Source organism: Variovorax boronicumulans (assembly GCF_029892485.1).
Classification (GTDB): Bacteria; Pseudomonadota; Gammaproteobacteria; order Burkholderiales; family Burkholderiaceae_C; genus Variovorax; species Variovorax boronicumulans_B.
The window spans coordinates 168,882-188,218 of record NZ_JARXVG010000001.1; the positions used below are offsets into that span (position 1 = coordinate 168,882).

General features: G+C 66.9%; 18 protein-coding genes. 5 read left to right on the top strand and 13 right to left on the bottom strand.

Features of this window, described 5'->3' with window-relative positions; all coding sequences use genetic code 11:
• Window positions 1-198 precede the first annotated feature (198 nt).
• Window positions 199-1,983: a lipid A export permease/ATP-binding protein MsbA gene (msbA, locus tag M2282_RS00780; protein WP_280806907.1), complete on the top strand. Its 1,785-nt coding sequence runs from the start codon at window positions 199-201 to the stop codon at window positions 1,981-1,983.
• 9 nt (window positions 1,984-1,992) lie between these two features.
• Here the strand turns inward: msbA and rng are convergent, their stop codons facing one another.
• From rng to M2282_RS00820, 8 genes are all read right to left on the bottom strand, one after another.
• The gene (rng, locus tag M2282_RS00785; RefSeq protein WP_280806908.1) at window positions 1,993-3,519 is read right to left on the bottom strand and encodes a ribonuclease G; all 1,527 of its coding nucleotides are present in this window, start codon (window positions 3,517-3,519) and stop codon (window positions 1,993-1,995) included.
• 7 nt (window positions 3,520-3,526) lie between these two features.
• Entirely contained in the window at window positions 3,527-4,129 is a 603-nt protein-coding gene (locus M2282_RS00790; RefSeq protein ID WP_280806909.1) for a Maf family protein, read from the bottom strand.
• A gap of 117 nt (window positions 4,130-4,246) precedes the next feature.
• On the bottom strand, window positions 4,247-4,714 hold the full coding sequence (gene rlmH, locus M2282_RS00795) for a 23S rRNA (pseudouridine(1915)-N(3))-methyltransferase RlmH (protein ID WP_187110507.1): 468 nt from the start codon (window positions 4,712-4,714) through the stop codon (window positions 4,247-4,249).
• Window positions 4,711-5,400, bottom strand: a complete 690-nt coding sequence (gene rsfS / locus M2282_RS00800; protein ID WP_280806910.1) for a ribosome silencing factor — start codon at window positions 5,398-5,400, stop codon at window positions 4,711-4,713. The genes rlmH and rsfS overlap by 4 nt, the downstream gene beginning before the upstream one ends.
• Window positions 5,400-6,029 (bottom strand): nicotinate (nicotinamide) nucleotide adenylyltransferase, encoded by a 630-nt coding sequence (gene nadD / locus M2282_RS00805; protein ID WP_280806911.1) that lies wholly within the window; start codon window positions 6,027-6,029, stop codon window positions 5,400-5,402. Before nadD ends, rsfS begins: the two co-directional genes overlap by 1 nt.
• Complete coding sequence (hemF, locus tag M2282_RS00810) at window positions 6,026-6,943, bottom strand: oxygen-dependent coproporphyrinogen oxidase (RefSeq protein WP_280806912.1); 918 nt, start codon at window positions 6,941-6,943, stop codon at window positions 6,026-6,028. The genes nadD and hemF overlap by 4 nt, the downstream gene beginning before the upstream one ends.
• On the bottom strand, window positions 6,943-8,241 hold the full coding sequence (purD, locus tag M2282_RS00815) for a phosphoribosylamine--glycine ligase (RefSeq protein WP_280806913.1): 1,299 nt from the start codon (window positions 8,239-8,241) through the stop codon (window positions 6,943-6,945). Before purD ends, hemF begins: the two co-directional genes overlap by 1 nt.
• Window positions 8,242-8,287: 46 nt before the next feature.
• Window positions 8,288-9,013 carry a YebC/PmpR family DNA-binding transcriptional regulator gene (locus tag M2282_RS00820; protein WP_280806914.1) on the bottom strand — a complete coding sequence of 242 codons (726 nt, stop codon included), beginning with the start codon at window positions 9,011-9,013 and terminating at the stop codon, window positions 8,288-8,290.
• Between the two features lie 117 nt (window positions 9,014-9,130).
• Between M2282_RS00820 and M2282_RS00825 the strand changes: the two genes are divergently transcribed.
• The 4 genes from M2282_RS00825 to M2282_RS00840 all read left to right on the top strand — a co-directional run bounded on the left by M2282_RS00825 (window position 9,131) and on the right by M2282_RS00840 (window position 12,710).
• Window positions 9,131-9,919: a class I SAM-dependent methyltransferase gene (locus M2282_RS00825; RefSeq protein WP_280806915.1), complete on the top strand. Its 789-nt coding sequence runs from the start codon at window positions 9,131-9,133 to the stop codon at window positions 9,917-9,919.
• Between the two features lie 164 nt (window positions 9,920-10,083).
• Window positions 10,084-11,118, top strand: a complete 1,035-nt coding sequence (locus M2282_RS00830) for a hypothetical protein (RefSeq protein WP_280807696.1) — start codon at window positions 10,084-10,086, stop codon at window positions 11,116-11,118.
• Between the two features lie 48 nt (window positions 11,119-11,166).
• The gene (locus M2282_RS00835) at window positions 11,167-11,967 is read left to right on the top strand and encodes a lysophospholipid acyltransferase family protein (protein WP_280806916.1); all 801 of its coding nucleotides are present in this window, start codon (window positions 11,167-11,169) and stop codon (window positions 11,965-11,967) included.
• Window positions 11,934-12,710 carry a glycosyltransferase family 2 protein gene (locus M2282_RS00840; protein WP_280806917.1) on the top strand — a complete coding sequence of 259 codons (777 nt, stop codon included), beginning with the start codon at window positions 11,934-11,936 and terminating at the stop codon, window positions 12,708-12,710. The genes M2282_RS00835 and M2282_RS00840 overlap by 34 nt, the downstream gene beginning before the upstream one ends.
• 300 nt (window positions 12,711-13,010) lie before the next feature.
• On the opposite strand, the gene M2282_RS00845 is transcribed toward M2282_RS00840, so the two are convergent.
• From M2282_RS00845 to M2282_RS00865, 5 genes are all read right to left on the bottom strand, one after another.
• The gene (locus M2282_RS00845; protein WP_432422854.1) at window positions 13,011-14,432 is read right to left on the bottom strand and encodes an efflux transporter outer membrane subunit; all 1,422 of its coding nucleotides are present in this window, start codon (window positions 14,430-14,432) and stop codon (window positions 13,011-13,013) included.
• A complete protein-coding gene (gene macB, locus M2282_RS00850; protein WP_280806919.1) occupies window positions 14,389-16,371 on the bottom strand; it encodes a macrolide ABC transporter ATP-binding protein/permease MacB in 1,983 nt (660 codons plus the stop codon). Before macB ends, M2282_RS00845 begins: the two co-directional genes overlap by 44 nt.
• Entirely contained in the window at window positions 16,368-17,534 is a 1,167-nt protein-coding gene (gene macA, locus M2282_RS00855; RefSeq protein ID WP_280806920.1) for a macrolide transporter subunit MacA, read from the bottom strand. Before macA ends, macB begins: the two co-directional genes overlap by 4 nt.
• Before the next feature lie 203 nt (window positions 17,535-17,737).
• Entirely contained in the window at window positions 17,738-18,241 is a 504-nt protein-coding gene (locus M2282_RS00860; protein ID WP_280806921.1) for a disulfide bond formation protein B, read from the bottom strand.
• A complete protein-coding gene (locus M2282_RS00865) occupies window positions 18,238-19,335 on the bottom strand; it encodes a sulfate/molybdate ABC transporter ATP-binding protein (protein ID WP_280806922.1) in 1,098 nt (365 codons plus the stop codon). Before M2282_RS00865 ends, M2282_RS00860 begins: the two co-directional genes overlap by 4 nt.
• Between the last annotated feature and the right edge of the window lie 2 nt (window positions 19,336-19,337).

Sequence of the window (19,337 nt, forward strand, 5' to 3'; positions counted from 1 at the left end):
GGAGTTGGGATAGGAGCTGGCAACGGCTTGTTCATGCGGTTCGGAGAGGTTTTCGGACAAAAAGTTTCGGTCCGACGCAACGGGCCACATGTTACACACTGGTTTGGCGGCACCGTCACAAAACGTTTATCCGGCGATGCGGTCCTACAGGAGCCCCACAAGAAAGCCGCTCCGGGGCGGCCCGTAGAATCCGCCGCCATGCAAGCATCCCCTGGCAGCGAGAACGCGCGCCCTCCCCTGATGCGCCGTCTGGCGCGCCTGATGACCTGGTTCGGCAGCTCGCGCAAATGGTGGGCCGTGGGGCTTTCAGGGGCCATGCTGGCAGCGATCACCGAGCCGCTGATGGCTGCCCTCTTGAAGCCGTTGCTAGACCGCGGCTTCACCCGCGGCGAGATGCCGCTGTGGTTCGTGCCCGCCGCCGTGCTGATGCTGTTCGCCGTGCGCGGCATCGCGCAATTCATCTCTCAATATGCCCTGTCGCGCATCGCCAACGAAGGCATGCAGAAGCTGCGCCGGGTGCTGTTCGAACGTCTGCTGGGGGCCGAGCTCGCCCTGTTCACACGCCAGTCGGCCAGCGCGCTTTCGAACACCGTGGTGTACGAAGTGCAGACCGGCGCGATGCTGCTGGTGCAGGCGCTGCTCGGGCTTTCGCGCGACGGCTTCACGCTGATCGCGTTGCTGGGCTACCTGGTCTACCTGAACTGGAAGCTGACGCTGATTGTCGCCTTCCTGGTGCCGAGCATCTCCTGGATCATGAAGGTGTTCTCCAAGCGCCTCTACAAGCTCACCCAGCAAGGCCAGCAGGCGACCGACGAGCTGGCCTACGTGGTCGAGGAAAACGTACTCGCCCACCGCGTCGTGCGGCTGCACGGTGCGGAAGAGGCCCAGGAACGCCGCTTCGAGCAACTGAGCCAGCGCCTCAACCGCCTGGCCGTGAAGTCCACCATCGCCCAGGCCGCCACCACGCCGCTCACGCAGATGATGGCCTCGCTCGCGCTGTCGATCGTGGTGATGATCGCCCTCTGGCAAAGCGGCAAGCAGGGCTTCACCGTGGGCGGATTCGTCGCCTACATCACGGCCATGCTGATGCTGATCGCACCGATCCGGCGCCTGGCCGAAGTGGCCGGCCCGATCACACGCGGGCTCGCCGCGCTCGAACGCGGGCTGATCCTGGTCGACGAGGTCGCGCCCGAGTCGCAGGGCAGCTTCGAGATGGCGCACGCCGATGGCCACATCGAGCTGCGCAACGTGCAGGTCAGCTACCGCGGCGATGACGAACAGCGTGCGCTCGACGGCGTGAGCCTGACCATCGAACCCGGCCAGGTGGTGGCTTTCGTCGGGCCTTCGGGGTCAGGCAAGACCACGCTGGTGAACCTGCTGCCGCGTTTCGTGCAGCCCAGCGGTGGGCAGGTGCTGCTCGATGGGCACGACACCAGCGAGTGGCGATTGAAGAGCCTGCGCGCGCAGTTCGCGATGGTGAGCCAGGACGTGGTCATGCTCAACGACACGCTGGCTGCCAACGTGGCGCTGGGCTCGGAGATCGACCGCGAGCGCGTCAACGAATGCCTGGTCGCCGCCAACCTGAGCGCCCATGTCGACAATCTGCCGCAGGGCATGGACACGGTGCTGGGCCACAACGCCACGCAGCTCTCGGGTGGCCAGCGCCAGCGCCTCGCGATTGCGCGCGCGCTCTACAAGAACGCGCCCGTGCTGCTGCTCGACGAAGCGACCTCGGCGCTCGACACCGAATCCGAACGGCTGGTGCAGGACGCCCTGCAGCGCCTGATGCAGAACCGCACCACGCTGATCGTGGCCCACCGGCTCTCGACCATCCAGCATGCCGACCGCATCATCGTGATGGAGCAAGGCCGCATCGCCGAGCAAGGCAGCCACGCGCAGCTGATGGCGCTGGACGGGCTCTATGCGCGCCTGCAGACGCTGGCGGTGCGCAGCGCGACGCCGGGGCAAGACCCGACGCTCTGAGCCGCTCGTTCAGAGCAGCACGATGTCGTACTGCCCCTGCCCGATGGCGGGCTCGGACTGCAGCGAAATCGGCTTGCCGATGAAGTCGCTCAACCCCGCGAGGTGCTGGCTTTCCTCGTCGAGGAACAGTTCGATCACCTGCGGCGACGACACGATGCGGAACTCGCGCGGCGTGAACTGCCGGGCCTCGCGCAGGATCTCGCGCATCACGTCGTAGGCCACGCTGCGCGCGGTCTTCACGATGCCCTGCCCGCCGCAGGCCGCGCACGGTTCGCACAGCATGTGGGCCAACGATTCGCGCGTGCGCTTGCGCGTCATCTCCACCAGCCCGAGCTGCGAGAAACCGCCCGCCGTCGTCTTGACCCGGTCCCGCGCCAGCTGCTTGCGGAATTCCGCCAGCACCTGCTCGCGGTGGTCGTCGCGCCCCATGTCGATGAAGTCGACGATGATGATTCCGCCCAGGTTGCGCAGCCGCAGTTGCCGCGCAATCGCCTGCGCCGCCTCGAGGTTGGTCTTGAAGATCGTGTCGTCGAAATTGCGCGCGCCGACGAAGCCGCCGGTGTTCACGTCCACCGTGGTCAGCGCCTCGGTCTGGTCGACCACGAGGTAGCCACCCGACTTGAGCTCGACGCGCCGGCCCAGCGCCTTGGCGATTTCCTCGTCCACCGAGTACAGGTCGAAGATCGGCCGCTCGCCCTTGTAGTGCTGCAGCTTGCCCGCCGCCTGCGGCATGAATTCGAGGCCGAACTTCAGCAGCACCTCGAACTGTTCGCGCGAGTCGATGCGGATGGTCTGCGTGTCTTCGCTGGTCATGTCGCGCAGCACGCGCTGCAGCAGGCTCAGGTCCTGGTGCAGCAGCGACATCGCGGGCAGCTTGCTTGATGCATCGCGGATGCGCGACCAGGTCTTGCGCAGGTAGCCGATGTCTTCGGCCAGCTCGGCGTCGGACGAATCCTCGCCGTTGGTGCGCAGGATGAAGCCGCCGGTGTTGGCCGGCACCACGCCGCCGCTGTCGGCCGCCGCTGCGGCCTCGATCAGCGTCAGCATGCGCGTGCGCAGCGACTCGCGCTGCTCCGAAGGAATCTTCTGCGAAACGCCGATGTGGTTGTCCTGCGGCAGGAACACCAGCAGCCGGCCGGCAATGCTGATCTGCGTCGACAGCCGCGCACCCTTGGTGCCGATCGGGTCCTTGATCACCTGCACCAGCAGCGACTGTCCTTCGAACACCTGCTTCTCGATCGGCACCATCGGGCCGCCGTTGCGGTGATCGCGCTCGGGTGCCGGCGCGCTCGGCCGCGAGCCCGGGGTGAACGGCGCGACGATGTCGGCCACGTGCAGGAAGGCCGTGCGTTCCAGGCCGATGTCGATGAACGCAGACTGCATGCCCGGCAGCACGCGCGAGACCTTACCCAGGTAGATGTTGCCGACCAGCCCACGCTCCAGCGTGCGTTCGACGTGCAGTTCCTGCACGGCGCCGTGCTCGACCAGTGCCACACGGGTCTCTTGCGGGGACCAGTTGATCAGGATGTCTTGCATGGAATTCTTAAGTATTGAAACCGGCGCTGCGAAGCAGCTGCGCGGTCTCGAACATCGGGAGTCCCATGATGCCCGAATAGGACCCGCTGATGTGCTCGATGAAGGCGGCCGCGGCGCCCTGGATCGCATAGGCGCCGGCCTTGCCGAGCGGCTCGTCGCTGGCGGCATAGCCGGCGATCTGCTTCTTCGTGATCGCGGCGAAGCGCACGCGCGACACGCTGAGCGCCGCATGACGGCGGCGGCCGTGCTGCAGCGCGACGGCGGTCAGCACGCGGTGGGTGCTGCCGGACAGGAGCGCCAGCATGCGCTGGGCATCGCGCGCGTCCTCGGGTTTGCCGAGGATGGTGCGGCCCAGCGCGACCGTGGTGTCGGCACAGAGCACGGGTGCGTCGGGCAGGCCGAGGCGCTTGCGGCGTGCGACCGCTGCATCGAGCTTGAGGCCGGTGACGCGTTGCACATACGCCGTCGGCGACTCGTTGGGCAGCACGGCTTCGAGCGACTCGGCGTCTTCGTCGGCCGTGGCCACCAGGAGTTCATGCCGAACGCCGAGTTGGCCGAGCAATTGGGCGCGGCGCGGGCTTTGCGACGCGAGGTAGATGAAGTCGGGCAAGTTCAAGGCTCCGTGAGGTTCCAGACCGGTCCGTGCGGCAAGCGCGCGGGTCCGAACAGAAAGTGAAGGATGCGCCGGCGGGCGGGCGCCTTGGCGCGAGCAAGGCGACCGGCCCGGTCATTCCCGGTGGTACGGATGGCCTGCGTTGACCGACCACGCCCGGTACAGCTGCTCGACCAGCAGCACCCGCGCCATGGCATGCGGCAGGGTCAGGTCCGAGAGGCGGATGCGCTCGTGCGCTGCGGCCTTGAAGGTGGGGTCGAGGCCGTCGGGTCCGCCGATGACCAGGGCCACGTCGTCGCCCTCGCCCTGCCAGGCCTGCAGGCGCGCCGCGAGCGCCTTGGTGGTGAGTGCGGTGCCGCGCTCATCGAGCGCCACGATGCGCATGCCGCGGGCGATGGCCCCCTCGATGCGTTCGCGTTCGGCGGCGTAGAGCGTCTCCAGGGACTTGGAGCCGCGGGGTTCGGTCTTGACGGCGCGCAACTCGAGCTTGAGCTCGGGCGGGAAGCGCTTGGCGTAGTCGTCCCAGGCAGTCTGCGCCCAGTCGGGCATGCGCTGCCCGACGGCGACCACCAGCAGCTTCATGCGCGGCGGGCTGGCGCCTTCTTGGCAGGCGCCTTCTTTGCCGCGGGCTTGGCTGCTGTCTTCTTGGCAGCGGGCTTGCCGATGACCTTGACCGGCGCACGCGAGGTCGGCGAGGTCTTCCTGGCGGGCGCCTTCTTCGCAGCCGTTTTTCTTGCGGGCGAGCGGCGAGCCTTCTCGTCCCTGGCTTCCTGTTCGGCGGCCTTGACTGCGGTCTTGGCAGCGCTCGAACGGCGCAGCGAAGGCTCCTTGACGGCAGGCTTTTTCTTCTTCTCGCCCGTGTCTTCGGTGCTCGAAGAGGTGCTGGCGGCAGGCTTGGCGCCGCCGAGCTTGGCGCGCACCGGCTTGTCGCCCCAGATCTCCTCAAGGTGGTAGTACTGGCGGATGGCGGGCTGCATGATGTGGGCCACGGCCGCGCCGCAGTCCACGATGATCCACTCGCCGTTGTCCTCGCCCTCGATGCGCGGCTTGCCGAAGCCGGCTTCGCGCACCGCGTCGCGCACGCTGGCAGCGAGCGCCTTGGTCTGGCGGTTGGAGGTGCCCGAGGCGACGATCACGCGTTCGAACAGCGGCGACAGATGCTCTGTATCGAATACCTGGATGTCCTGCGCCTTGACGTCTTCGAGTCCATCGATGATGGCTCGCTGGAGTTTCTGGGTGTCTTTCTTGGCGGCGGCTTCAGTGGTCATCAGGCAGAGCGGTAGAGGTGGTGTTGGTCAATATAGCGTGCAACCGTGGGCGGAACCAGCGAGGAAATGTCCACGCCCAGTGCAGCGCGCCGCCGAATCTCGGTGGCGCTGGTGTCCATGGCAGGCAGTTCTAGCGCCTCGAAACGCGCGCCAGCCGGGAGGCTGGGCAGCATTTTCGGATCAAAACGGGCAATGCCGCCCGTCGATAGTGCGCGATACGCTACAGAAACGATAGCAATGCCGAGTATAGCCTGCCAGCCGTGCCAGGTCGGCAACGCGCTCGCCTGGTCCGCGCCCATGATCAGGACAAGCTGTGCACCGGGCTGTTCTTTCTGCAGTTCGTGCAGCGTGTCCAGCGTGTAGGTCGGGCCATCGCGCAACACTTCGCGGCTGTCGATGACGACCTTGCCCTGCAAGTCGCCGAAGGCCAGCCGCGTCATCGCGAGGCGGTCTTCCTTCGAGGTGAGCGGGCGGCTCTTGTGCCATGCCTGCCCTGTCGGAATGACATGAAGCTCGGCCAGATCAAGTTGCGCCAATGCGGCTTCGGCCAGCGCAACGTGCGCGTTGTGCGGCGGATCGAACGCGCCGCCGAAGACGCCGATGCGCGGGGCCTTGCCGGAAGAACTCACAACCAGTCGCGCCGCACGATGAAGTCGCTGTACAGCGCGGCTTCGGGGCTGCCCGGCTCGGGCTGCTGGCGATAGGCCCAGCTTGCGAGCGGCGGCATCGACAGCAGGATCGATTCGGTGCGTCCGCCCGACTGCAGCCCGAAGTGCGTGCCGCGGTCCCACACGAGATTGAACTCGACGTAGCGGCCGCGCCGGTACAACTGGAACTCGCGCTCGCGTTCGTCGTAGTGCGTGTGGCGGCGACGTTCGACCAGCGGCAGGTACGCAGGCAGGAAGGCATCGCCGACCGAGCGGATCAGCGAGAAGCCATTCTCGAAACCGCCCTCGGCGAAATCGTCGAAGAAGATGCCGCCGATGCCGCGCTGCTCGTTGCGGTGCTTCAGGAAGAAATACTCGTCGCACCAGGTCTTGAAGCGCGGGTACTTGTCATTCCCGAATGGAGCGAGCGCATCGCGGCACACAGTGTGGAAATGCACCGCGTCTTCCTCGAAGCCGTAGCACGGCGTCAGGTCCATGCCGCCGCCGAACCAGCAGACCGGCTCACCGCCCTCGGGCAATGCGGCCAGCATGCGCACGTTCATGTGGACGATCGGCACGTACGGATTGCGCGGATGGAAAACCAGCGACACGCCCATCGCCTCGAAGGGCGCGCCGGCGAGCTCAGGCCGGTTCTGCGTGGCCGAAGGCGGCAGCTTGGGGCCGCGCACCTGCGAGAAGCCGCAGCCTGCGCGCTCGAACAACGCCCCGCCTTCGAGGATGCAGGTCAGGCCATTGCCCTGCAGCTGTTCGCCCGGCGCCTTGTGCCAGGCATCGTGCAGGCCGGTGCCGCCGTCGGCCTTCTCCACCGCCGCGATGATCGACTGCTGCAGTCCGCGCAGGTAGCTGCCGACTGCCGCGGGGTTGGTTTGCTGCATCAGGCCTGGGGAGCGTTGCGCGCATGAACTGCGCGGAATCCGATGTCCTTGCGGTATTGCGCGCCATCGAAACGCACGCGTGCCGCGACCTCGTAGGCCCGCTGCTGCGCGAGCTTCACGCTGTCTGCCAGCACGGTCACGCAGAGCACGCGGCCGCCGCTGGTCTTGAGTTCGCCGTCCTGCATGGTCGTTCCGGCATGGAACACCACGGCGTCGGGCGCTTCGGGCGGAATGCCGGTGATGCGGTCGCCTTTGCGCGGCGAGAGCGGATAGCCGTGCGCCGCCATCACCACGCCGAGCGCGACACGGCGGTCCCACTGCAGCTCGACCTGGTCGAGCGTGCCGTCGGTGGCGTGCCAGAACACTTCGAACAGGTCGGACTTCAGCCGCATCATGATCGGCTGCGTCTCGGGGTCGCCCATTCGGCAGTTGAATTCGAGCGTCTTCGGATGGCCGGCCGCATCGATCATCAAGCCGGCGTAGAGGAAGCCGGTGTACGGAATGCCGTCCTTTTCCATGCCGCGGATGGTCGGCAGGATGATCTCGCGCATCGCGCGGGCATGCACCTCGGCCGTGACCACAGGCGCTGGCGAATACGCGCCCATGCCGCCGGTGTTGGGGCCTTCGTCGCCGTCGAGCAGGCGCTTGTGGTCCTGGCTGGTGGCCAGCGCGGTGACGTTCTTGCCATCGCACAGCACGATGAAGCTGGCTTCTTCGCCCTGCAGGAATTCCTCGATCACCACGCGCGCGCCGCCGTCGTTGTGCGACACGCCGAACTTGTTGTCGACCAGCATGAAGTCGACGGCCTCGTGCGCTTCTTCGGCGGTCATCGCCACGACCACGCCCTTGCCCGCGGCCAGGCCGTCGGCCTTGACCACAATCGGCGCGCCCTTGGCGTCGATGTAGGCATGCGCTGCCGCGGCATCGGTGAAGGCCTCGTATTCGGCGGTCGGTATCTTGTGGCGCTTCATGAACGCCTTGGAGAACGCCTTGGAGCTCTCCAGCTGCGCAGCCGCCTGCGTCGGGCCGAAGATGCGCAGGCCGTGCGCGCGGAATTCATCGACCACGCCCGCTGCGAGCGGCGCCTCGGGGCCGACCACGGTCAGCGAGATCTTTTCCTTGATGGCCCACTCGCGCAGTGCAGCGGGCTCGGTGAGGTCGATGCAGTCGTAGCGCTCGTCGCTCACGGTGCCGCCGTTGCCCGGCGCCACGTACACGCGGCTCACGCGGCTGGCCTGCGCCAGTCGCCAAGCCAAGGCGTGTTCACGGCCCCCTCCCCCAATAACCAGTACCTTCATTCGTGGGCCTTCTTCATTCGCTGTGGATCAATGTTCATTCATTCGCTCATTCGGAGAGCGAGGCGTTGTGATAGACGGCCTGCACGTCGTCCAAGTCTTCCAGCACGTCGAGCAGTTTCTGCATCTTCGCGGCATCCTCGCCGGCCACATCCACGGTGTTCTCGGCGCGCATGGTGACTTCGGCCACCTCCGGCTTGAGGCCGGCGGCTTCGAGCGCGTTCTTGACGGCTTCGAATTCGAGGGCGGCGGTGATCACCTCGATGGCGCCGTCGTCGTCGGTCACGACGTCTTCGGCACCCGCTTCGAGTGCCACTTCCATCACCTTGTCTTCATCGGTGCCGGGCGCAAAGATGATCTGGCCGCAGTGCTTGAACTGGAAGGCCACCGAGCCTTCGGTGCCCATGTTGCCGCCGTGCTTGGAGAAGGCGTGGCGCACTTCGGCCACGGTGCGCACGCGGTTGTCGGTCATGGTGTCGACGATGATCGCCGCGCCGCCGATGCCGTACCCCTCGTAACGAATTTCTTCGTAGTTGACGCCTTCGAGGTTGCCGGTGGCCTTGTCGATGTTGCGCTTGACCGTGTCGATCGGCAGATTGACCGCCTTGGCCTTCTCGACCGCCAGCCGCAGGCGGGGGTTGGCGCTGAGGTCGCCGCCGCCGGCACGGGCGGCCACGGTGATTTCACGGATGGCGCGGGTCCAGAGCTTGCCGCGCTTTTCGTCCTGGCGGCCCTTGCGGTGCTGGATGTTTGCCCATTTGCTGTGTCCGGCCATGGCTTTCTATCTCGCTGTCTTGTGTTTTCAAAGCAAGCTGCGAGTTTACTGTCCGGCGCGCGCAACGCCCGCAGGGCGGCCCGATTTCGGGCCTGGGCTTTTGGCGATAATCCGCCGATGACGCCATCGCCTACCGTCGGCAAAGGGAATCCCGACACCCTCGCGCCCCACGCGCCCCTTCCGCTGTATTACAACAATGAGGTAGAGCACCAGGCATTTCTTCGCCGCATCTTCGACAGCACCGCGGCGGACTACGACCGCATCGAGGCCGTGCTCGCTTTCGGCACCGGCCCCTCGTACCGCCGCGCTGCACTGCAGCAAGCCGGGCTGGCCGCCGGCGCGCAGGTGCTCGACGTGGGCATCGGCACCGGCCTCGTGGCGCGCGAGGCGCTCAAGATCATCGGCCCCACGGGGAAACTCACCGGCGTCGACCCCAGCGTCGGCATGATGGACCAGGTCAAGCTGCCCGGCGTCGAGTTGCTGCAAGGCGTGGCCGAGGCCCTGCCCCGCCCCGACGCCAGCTGCGACTTCGTGAGCATGGGCTATGCCATGCGCCACATCAGCGACGTGGCAGCCGCCTTCAACGAATTCCATCGCGTGCTGCGAACGGGCGGGCGCGTGATCGTGCTCGAAATCACCAAGCCCGAGGGCCGCATCGCGACGGCGCTGCTCAAGGGCTACATGCGCGCCGTGGTGCCGCTGATCGCGCGCGTGGTCGGCCGCCAGCGCAACACATCCGAACTGTGGCGCTACTACTGGGACACCATCGAGGCCTGCATTCCGCCCGAACGGGTGATGCAGGCACTGGGCGATGCGGGCTTCACCGAGGTGCGCCGCCACCCGAGCCTGGGCGTCTTTTCTTCCTACACCGCCCGCAAACCAGAACAGATCGCTGAGAAGGTGTGAACGAATCCGCCATGCCCGCTCATCCCGCCCAAGCACACCCGCTCGGCGTTGCAAATGCTCGCCATAGCCCGAGCTATGGCTGCGCTTTGCGCCTTGATCGGGCGCGCCTGGGCGGGCTGCTCGGACACGCCGAATTCATTCCCACCTTCTAAGGCCGCTTGACAGTGCGAGTTCAGGACGACATCTCTTCTTCCCATCTGCGCGTCGAGCGCCTTTCGCTGGCGGACAGCCTGGCACTGGCCACCGACGGCAAAGCGCCCTTCGCAGCCCTCGGCTACGGCACGCCGCACAGCGTGGCATGGATGCCGACCGTCAATGCGCGCGTGCTGTCGTCGCACGGCGCCATGGCCGATGTGTGGCATGTGACAGGCACGCACATCGAGTCGGGCACGACCGGCATCGCGCGCTGGCGCACCGACGGGCAATGGCTGCTTGGCGCCATCGATCTCGACGAAACCACCGAGAAGCAGGGCCTCGCCGAACTCGCGCACCGCGCCTACCGCGATCTCTTCAAGACGCTCGAGCAGGCCGGCACGCCGCACCTGCAGCGCATCTGGAACTACCTGCCGCAGATCAACGCGGATGGCGGCGGCCTGGAGCGCTACCGCCAGTTCAACCTCGGCCGGCAGGAGGCCTTCTTCGAAGCCGGCCGCGCCGCGTTCGAGGGTGCGCCCGCGGCGTGCGCGCTGGGCATTCACCAGGGCATGCTGTCGATCCGCTTTCTTGCGGGCCAGGCGGCACCGCTGCCTGTCGAAAACCCGCGGCAGGTCTCGGCCTACCGCTATCCCGAAACCTACGGGCCGCGTTCGCCGACCTTCTCGCGTGCCGCACTGTCGGACATCGGCGATGGCAACATCGCGCTTTTCATTTCCGGCACCGCGAGCATCGTCGGGCACGAAACGCAGCATCACGGCGACGTGCACGAACAGACGCGCGAAACGCTGCGCAACCTGCAAGCCGTGATCGCCGCCGCCAACGAGCGTGTCACCGCAAGCTTCTCGCTCGCGGAGCTCGATTGCGTGGTGTACGTGCGCCACCCGTCGGACACCGAGGCGGTGCGCAGTGAAATCGAAAGCGCGCTAGGCGCCGACGCTCCGATGGTTCGCCATGCGGTGTACCTGGAAGCCGACATCTGCCGCAGCGATCTGCTGGTCGAGATCGAGGCCCACACGGTCGCTGCCGGACGGCTGCAGGCCTGAGCCGCGACTCGCTCGCTTGATCGACCGGGGCCGACCATTCACTCATCAATGATGACCCGCGTGCTGCGCATTCTCTGGGCGATCCCGCTCGCGCTGATGCTCTACGCACTGCTGCTGTTCCTCGGCCTGATTTCGCTGGGCTGGAATTTCGTCGCGATGCTGCTTTATCCGGTGATGCCGGTGGCGCCCGCGCGCACACTGGGGCGCATGACGATCGCCTTTGCCTACCGCATGTTCTGGTGGCTCGCCTCCGTGACCGGCATGATGCGCATCGACGCCGCCTGCCTGGACCCGATGCGCAACGAGCCCGGCGTGATCTTCGTGGCCAACCATCCGACGATGCTCGATGCGCTGCTGCTGGTGGCGCGCCTGCCGCGCAGCGCCTGCATCATGAAGGCGGACCTGCTGCGCAACATCTTCCTCGGCGCGGGAGCCCGGCTGGCCCGCTACATCAGCAACGAATCGGCGCGGATGATGGTGCGGCTGGCAGTGAACGACCTGCGCAACGGCGGCCAGTTGGTGATCTTTCCCGAGGGCACGCGCACCGTGACGCCGCCGCTCAACCCGTTTCGGCCCGGCGTGACGCTGATCGCCAAGCTGGCGCAGGCGCCGATCCAGACTGTGTTCATCGACACCGATTCGCCGTATCTCAGCAAGGGCTGGCCGCTGTGGCGCGTGCCGCCGCTGCCGGTCGTGTTCACCCTGCGGCTGGGCCAGCGCTTTTCGCCGACGCCCGACAGCAACATCCTGCAGGCCGACCTCGAACAATACTTTCGCCATAATATGGAACAGCGCGCAACCGACGCGTCCCCCGAATGCCAGACGCCTCGCGCACCCACCTTGTCCTGATCCCCAGCTACAACGCGGGCGAACGCCTGTTCTCGACGGTCGAGGGCGCGCGTGCGCAATGGAACCCGGTGTGGGTGGTGGTCGACGGCAGCGACGACGGCACGGGCGAGCGGCTGCAGCAGATGGCGGCCACCGATCCGGGGCTGCGCGTGTGGGTGCTGCCGCAGAACCAGGGCAAGGGCGCGGCCGTGCTCCACGGGTTGCGCATGGCAAAGGACGCCGGGTTCACGCATGCGCTGACGATGGATTCCGACGGGCAGCATCCTGCGGATCTCATCCCCTCCTTCATGCAAGCCTCGCTGGCCCGGCCCGAGACGATGGTGCTGGGGCGGCCCGTGTTCGACGCCAGTGCACCGCTGTTGCGGGTGCGCGGGCGTCGCGTGTCGAATGGATGGACGCAGCTGGAGACGCTGTTCGCGGGGATCGGGGATTCGCTCTACGGGTTTCGGGTCTATCCCATTGTTGATCTGATTGCCGTGATGGCGCGGCAGCCGTGGATGCGGCGATTCGACTTCGATACCGAAGCCGTGGTGCGGCTGGCCTGGCGCGGCGTCAAGCCGGTGAACATCGATGCGCCGGTGAAGTACTTGACCGCCGAGGAAGGCGGGGTTTCGCACTTCCGGTATGGGCGGGACAACGTGTTGCTGACGTGGATGCATGCCCGGTTGATGGTCGAGTTCGTCTTGCGGCTGCCCGGGCTTTTGATTCGCAAGCTGCGAGGGGTGCCGCCTTTTCAGAGGTAGCGCTTCTTTTGGTGGGGCGCGCCCGGTAGGCGGTGCGGCGCAGTTGGCCCCACTGTGCCGGCCCTTCGGGCTTCCCTGCGGCGCTCGCGTTTCGCGGGGTCTCGCAGAACTCGCCTGCGGCTCAAACAGCTGCGAGCCCTGATCCGCGAAACGCTGTGCTCCTCGGCGGCACAGAGGGGCCAACTGCGCCGCACCGCCTACCGAGCGCTGGTCGTGGATTTGAGGCCGTCGCCCTCACCCCTGCCCTCTTTCCTGAGGGAGAGGGAGCAAGACGCCCGGGTTCGGGTCTGCTGTCTCTATTTATTCGACGGCCGCGCCGCCCAACGCCTTGTAGAGCGTCATCGTGGCGTTGAGCTGGTTCAACCTGTTGAGGGCCAGCGACACTTCCGCCGAACGGCGTCGGTCCTTGGCATCGAGCACGGGTTGCAACGCCGTCGCACCAGCGCGGTAGCGCACCTCGGACAGTTTCTCCGCGCGCTGTGCCTGCTGCAGCGCCACGACCAGCTTCTCGCTCTCGTCACGCAACTGGGTGCGCGACGACAAGGCGTTCTCTACTTCGGACAACGCCGTAAAAAGCGATTGGCGGAACCCGAGCACCGCCTCTTCGTACTGCGTTTGCGAGACGGCCACCGTCAGTCGCGCGGTGTTCCATTGCAGGAACGGCAACGCCAGCCCGGCGCCCAGCGTAGCGATCGGGTTCTTCAACAGCTCGCCCAGCGCCGTGCTCGACGTGCCGAGTGAACCGGTCAGGCTCAGCGTCGGGTAGAAGCTGGTCCGCGTCGCATCGACGTTTGCCAGCGATCCGCGCAGGCGCTGCTCGGCGGCGCGCAGGTCGGGACGGCGGCCCAGCAGGCTCGCGGGCAGGCCGGCGTCGATCGTGGGCAGGTCGATGTTCGGCAGTTGCGAAGGCTCTTGCGCCGCGGTTTCGGGCGGCCGGTCGAAGAGGATCGCCAAGGCATTGCGCGCCTCGACGCGCTGTTGCAGCAGCTGTGTGTGCGCCGCCTCCTGGCCCGCGAGGTTCTGGCCGGCCTGCGCGACATCGAGGCCCGACACCGCCCCCGCCGCGTACTTGGCGCGCACCAGCGCAAGGATGCGGCGTGCGTCTTCCATGCCCGCTTCGCTCAGCACGATCCGTTGGTTCAGATAGCCCACTTGCCAGTAAAGGCCCGCCGTCGTGCCCACCAGCGAGAGCGCCGTGGCTTGCCGGTCGGACTCGGTGGCTTTCAGTTCCCACTCTGCGGCATTGCGCTGCGCCGACAAGCGGCCCCACAGGTCGAGTTCATAGCTCAGCGTCACCAGCGACGCCGAGTTCGACCCGGCCACGCCGCCGCGCTTCAGGTCGTAGCTTCGACCCGTGCTGGCCTGTGCCACCACGCCCGGCGTGAGGTTGGTGTTTGCCAAGCCTGCCTGCAGTTGCGCGCGCTGCACGCGGACGCCGGCCGCGGCGAGGTTGTTGTTGGTGCGCAACGCATCGTCGATCAACGCGTCGAGTTGCGGGTCGTTGAACGCGTTCCACCAGCGGGCCGGGAACACCGCGGCTGCGCCCGGTGTGCCCGTCTGCGGTTGCTGCCATGCCTGCGGCATCTCCAGCGGCCGCTGCTCGCGCCGCTCCGGCTGGAACAGCGTGCAGCCGCCCAGCGCCAGCGCCGCGGCGAGCGCTCCAAGGGCAAGGCGCGCGCTACTCACGAGCCAATGCCTCGATCGGGTCGAGCCGCGCCGCATTGCGCGCCGGCAGGTAGCCGAACAGCACGCCGATCAGCGACGCGCAAAGAAATGCCGACACCACGGCCCCCATCGAAAAGATCATTTGCCATTGCGTCACGAACAACGAAAACAGAAAGCTGATGCCATACGACAGCAGCACGCCGATGAACCCGCCCACCAGGCACACCAGCACCGCCTCGGTCAGGAACTGCTGCAGCACGTCGCTCTGCCGCGCGCCCACCGCCATGCGGATGCCGATCTCGCGGGTGCGCTCGGTCACCGACACCAGCATGATGTTCATCACGCCGATGCCGCCCACCACCAGCGAGATCACCGCGATCAGCGAGAGCAGCAGCGTGAGCGATTGGCTGGTGCGCTCTGCCGTCTTCACGATGCTGTCCATGTTGAAGGTGAAGAAATCCTTGGCGCCATGGCGCATCGTGAGCAGCCGCACGATGCTGTCTTCTGCCGCCTTGGTCGGCTGGTCGTCGCGGATGCGCACGGTGATGCCGTCGAAGTGCTGCTGCCCGAAGATGCGGCTCGCACCGGTGCTGTAGGGCAGCCAGATGTTGAGCGACTTGTTCTCGCCGAACATGCTCTTCTTTTCCTGCGCCACGCCGATCACGGTGCACGGGAGGTTGCCCACCAGGATGACCTTGCCGACCGGCTCGGTGCCATCGGGAAAGAGCTTGCGCCGCGTGTTCTGGTCGATCACCACCACCTGCGACTGGTGGCGCACGTCCTCGGCGGTGAAAGCCGTACCGCTGGCCATGTGCATGTCGCGCACGCGAAAGAAGGCGTCGCTCACGCCGTTCACGTTGCCGTTGATGTCGGCGCTGCGGTAGCGCAGGCGCAGGCTGCGCATGGTGGCGGGCGTCACGCTGTGCACGTAGGGCTGTGCCGCGATGGCCTGCAGGTCGGGCGGCGTCAGCGTGCGGATGCTCGCGGCCTTGTCGTCGCCGAAGTCGCGGCCCGGGTAGACGTCGAGCGTGTTGGTGCCGATGGCGCGGATGTCCGAGAGCACGAAGCGCTTGGCGCCCTCCCCGATGGCCACGATCGACACCACCGAGGTGATGCCGATGACGATGCCCAGCATGGTGAGCGCCGTGCGCATGCGGTGCGCCATCATCGAGCGCCAGGCCATGCGGAAGGCCTCGGCGAAGCGGGCCCAGCCGGTGCTGAAGCGCGCGATGCCGAGCTTGGGCTTCGTCATCGCGGGGGGAGCCGACGCATCAGCGCCGACCGCCTGCGCAGGCGCCGCGACGGTCGGCACATTCGGCCGGTCGCCGACGATCACGCCGTCGGCGATCTCGATGATGCGTTCGGTGCAGCTGGCCACCTGCATGTCGTGCGTCACGATGATGATCGTGTGGCCTTGCGCATGCAGCTCGCGCAGGATGCCGATGACCTCCTGGCCGCTCTTGCTGTCGAGCGCGCCGGTCGGCTCGTCGGCCAGGATGACCTGGCCGCCGTTCATCAGCGCGCGCGCGATGCTCACGCGCTGCTGCTGGCCGCCCGAGAGCTGGCTCGGCCGGTGTTCGGTGCGGTCTGCGAGGCCCAGGCGCGCGAGCAGTTGCCGCGCCCGCGCATCGCGGGCAGCGCCTTCGGTGCCGGCATAGACGGCGGGCACCTCGACGTTGCCGGCGGCCGTCAGGTGCTGCATCAGGTGGTAGCGCTGGAAGATGAAGCCGAAGTGCTCGCGCCGCAACTGGGCGAGCGCATCGCTGTCGAGCGTGCCCACGTCCTGGCCCGAGACGGTGTAGGTGCCGCCGCTCGGCCGGTCGAGGCAGCCGAGGATGTTCATCAGCGTCGACTTGCCCGAGCCCGAGGCGCCGACGATGGCCAGCATTTCGCCGTTGCCGATGTCCAGGTCGACGTCTTTGAGCACCTGCACTTCCTGCTCACCCGAGGGAAAGCTGCGGCCGATGCCTCGCAGCTTCAGCAGCGGCTCGCTCACTGGCGCTTTCCTCTGTTGCCACCACCGCCTTCGCCGCTGCTCGCCGGATCGAGCGCCGAGGCATCGCCGGTGATGACGGTGTCACCCTCCTTCAGCCCCTCGAGCACCTGCGCCTGGAAGTTGTTGCTGATGCCCACGCGCACATGCCGCTTCTCCACGGTCTGATCGGGCTTGAGCACGCGCACTTCCTGGCGGCCGTCCTTGTCGCGCGCACCGAGCGCGGTGAGCGGCACCGTGAGCGCCTGTTTCGCTTCGCCGAGCAGGATGGTCACTTGCGCCGTCATGTCGACGCGCAGCGTGCGGTCGGGGTTCGGCACATCGAACAGCGCATTGAAGAACACCGCGTTGTTGATCTTCTCGGGGGAGGGCTGCACCGCGCGCAACGTGCCGTGGTAGCGCTTGTCGGGGTCGCCGAGGATGGTGAAGTACACCGGCTGCCCCGGCTTCACGCGCACCACGTCGGCCTCGGACACCTGTGCCTTCACCGTCATGGTCGAGAGGTCGGCCAGCTTCATCAGCGTGGGCACCTGGAAGGCGGCCACCACGGTCTGGCCTTCGAGCGTGCTGATGGAGACCACGTCGCCGTCGATGGGCGCGACGATGCGGGTGTACGAGAGGTTGGTCTGCGCGGAGGCCAGAGCCAGCCTCTGCTGGCGGATCTGCGCGTCCAGCGAGACACCGTCGGCACGCAGCGCGCGAAGCTCGGCATCGGCGCTTTCCATGTCCTGGCGCGGGGCGGCATCCTGCGCCAGCATCTCGCGCTGCCGGGCCCAGGTGAGCTCGGCCTGCTTCACTCGGACTTCCTTGGCGAGCTTCTGGGCCTGCAGGTTCTCCAGCTTGGCCTGTTCCTGCGCCAGCGTGTTCTGCGAGATGACCGGATCGATCTCGGCGAGCCAATCGCCCTTCTTCACGTTCTGGCCCAGCACCACATTGAGCGACTTGAGCTGGCCGCTGACCTGTGCGCCCACCTCCACCTGCCTGAGCGCCTGCAGCACGCCGGTCGCGAGCACCGCGTTCTCGAGGTCGGTGCGTTGCACGGTGGCGGTGAGGTATTCGGTTTTCTTGGCCGGACTCAGCCAGAAGAAGGCGATGACGGCCAGGACGACGAGCGCTGCAATACCGAGAAGGAGCTTGCGCGATCGCCGCGGAGGGGTGTTGGGCATGCAGTGAGGTGAAAGTGAAAGGTGCTGCTGTTCGAGCGGGCTTGATCCTAGCCTTGCATTCTGAAGATCCGCTAAAGGGAGAGTTCCCACGAAAGGCCATTCCGTGCCTCTCTCTCTGCAAAGCTCCATTGAAAACGGCGCGGTCCGCCACCCCGTACAGGGACAGCGGACCGCGCCGTGGCGGATGCGGCAGAAAAAAAGACTCAGCGCGCGCGGCGCGAGCGAACCAGCAAGGTAATGAGCAGCAGAGAAAGAACCACGAATGCAACGAACGCCCAGTTCGCCAGCGTCAGGCCGAACAGCGTCCAGTCGACCTTGGAGCAGTCGCCGCCGCCGCGGAAGATCAGCGGCAGCGCCCGCTTGAGCGGGAAGGTCTCGATCATCCCGTAGAGATCGCGCCCGCAGGACACGACTTCGGGCGGATACCACTGCAGCCAGCTCTGCGAGGCGGCCGTATAGGCACCACCAACGGCCGACACCAACGCCAGCACCCCACCCGTCACCTGCAACGGGCGGCTGCGGAAGATGGCGGCCAGCCCCGTGAAGAGGGCCACCAGCACCAGCGCATACCGCTGCACGATGCACATCGGGCAAGGCTCGAGCCCCACCACATGCTGCAGGTAGAGCCCGAAGGCCAGCATGAGAACGCAGGCCAGGCAGACCAGCCCGAGCGCGCGGCGCGGCGCGCCGAAGTACCAATCGATCAAGGAGACACCCAATCTTCTTCTACGAACACCCTGGCCTTGCGCGGATTGGCGACGACGGTGTCGCCCTCCTTCAAGCCCAGGTCACGGAACTGTTGCGCAGGGAGTTGCGCCTCGATAATGGTTCCGGAGCCCGGATTATCAGGATTCGATTCGGTGGGCTCAAGTTCCAGCCGCGCGATCGGTCCGACCACGATGGCGCGCGACAGCGTGGCGACGATGCCGGGGGCGCCCGGCAGGTAGCGCGTCACATCCAGGTCATGCGGCCGCACATAGGCCATGGCCTTGGCGTCGCGCGCGCCGCTGTGCTCGGGCGAGTCGAGGCGCATGCCGTCGAGCTGCACCTGGCCGTTGTCGGCGCGGCCATGGAACAGGTTCACGTCGCCGAGGAACCCGTAGACGAAAGGACTCGCAGGCTTGTCCCACACATCCTGCGGCGAGCCGACCTGCTCGATCTGGCCCTTGTTGATGACGACCACGCGGTCGGCCACCTCGAGCGCCTCTTCCTGGTCGTGCGTGACGAAGATCGAGGTGACGTGCAGCTCGTCGTGCAGCCGGCGCAGCCAGCGGCGCAGTTCCTTGCGCACCTTGGCGTCGAGTGCGCCGAAGGGTTCGTCGAGCAGCAGCACCTTGGGCTCCACCGCGAGCGCGCGGGCGAGCGCGATGCGCTGGCGCTGGCCGCCCGAGAGCTGCGAGGGATAGCGGTCGGCCAGCCAGTCGAGCTGCACCAGCTTGAGCAGGTCGGTCACCTTGGCCTTGATCTGCGCGTCGCTCGGGCGCTCCTTGCGTGGCTTCACGCGCAGGCCGAAGGCGACGTTCTCGAACACGGTCATGTGGCGGAACAGCGCGTAGTGCTGGAACACGAAGCCCACCTGGCGCTCACGCACATGCACGTCGGTGGTGTCTTCGCCCGAGAACAGGATGCTGCCGGTGTCGGCCGTCTCCAGCCCCGCGATGATGCGCAGCAGCGTGGTCTTGCCGCAGCCCGAGGGGCCGAGCAGCGCGACGAGCTCGCCCGATTCCACGTCGAGGTTCACGTTGCGCAGTGCGCGGAAGTCGCCGAACTGCTTGCTGATGTTGCGGATTTCGATGCTCATGA

Coding starts and splice junctions, on each gene's coding strand:
- msbA (WP_280806907.1), top strand. CDS start 199: ATGCAAGCATCCCCTGGCAGCGAGAACGCGCGCCCTCCCCTGATGCGC.
- rng (WP_280806908.1), bottom strand. CDS start 3,519: ATGCAAGACATCCTGATCAACTGGTCCCCGCAAGAGACCCGTGTGGCA.
- rlmH (WP_187110507.1), bottom strand. CDS start 4,714: ATGAAGCTGCTGGTGGTCGCCGTCGGGCAGCGCATGCCCGACTGGGCG.
- M2282_RS00840 (WP_280806917.1), top strand. CDS start 11,934: ATGCCAGACGCCTCGCGCACCCACCTTGTCCTGATCCCCAGCTACAAC.
- purD (WP_280806913.1), bottom strand. CDS start 8,241: ATGAAGGTACTGGTTATTGGGGGAGGGGGCCGTGAACACGCCTTGGCT.
- M2282_RS00835 (WP_280806916.1), top strand. CDS start 11,167: ATGATGACCCGCGTGCTGCGCATTCTCTGGGCGATCCCGCTCGCGCTG.
- M2282_RS00845 (WP_432422854.1), bottom strand. CDS start 14,432: ATGCGGCGCGGCTCGACCCGATCGAGGCATTGGCTCGTGAGTAGCGCG.
- macA (WP_280806920.1), bottom strand. CDS start 17,534: ATGCCCAACACCCCTCCGCGGCGATCGCGCAAGCTCCTTCTCGGTATT.
- M2282_RS00825 (WP_280806915.1), top strand. CDS start 9,131: ATGACGCCATCGCCTACCGTCGGCAAAGGGAATCCCGACACCCTCGCG.
- rsfS (WP_280806910.1), bottom strand. CDS start 5,400: ATGACCACTGAAGCCGCCGCCAAGAAAGACACCCAGAAACTCCAGCGA.
- hemF (WP_280806912.1), bottom strand. CDS start 6,943: ATGCAGCAAACCAACCCCGCGGCAGTCGGCAGCTACCTGCGCGGACTG.
- M2282_RS00865 (WP_280806922.1), bottom strand. CDS start 19,335: ATGAGCATCGAAATCCGCAACATCAGCAAGCAGTTCGGCGACTTCCGC.
- M2282_RS00820 (WP_280806914.1), bottom strand. CDS start 9,013: ATGGCCGGACACAGCAAATGGGCAAACATCCAGCACCGCAAGGGCCGC.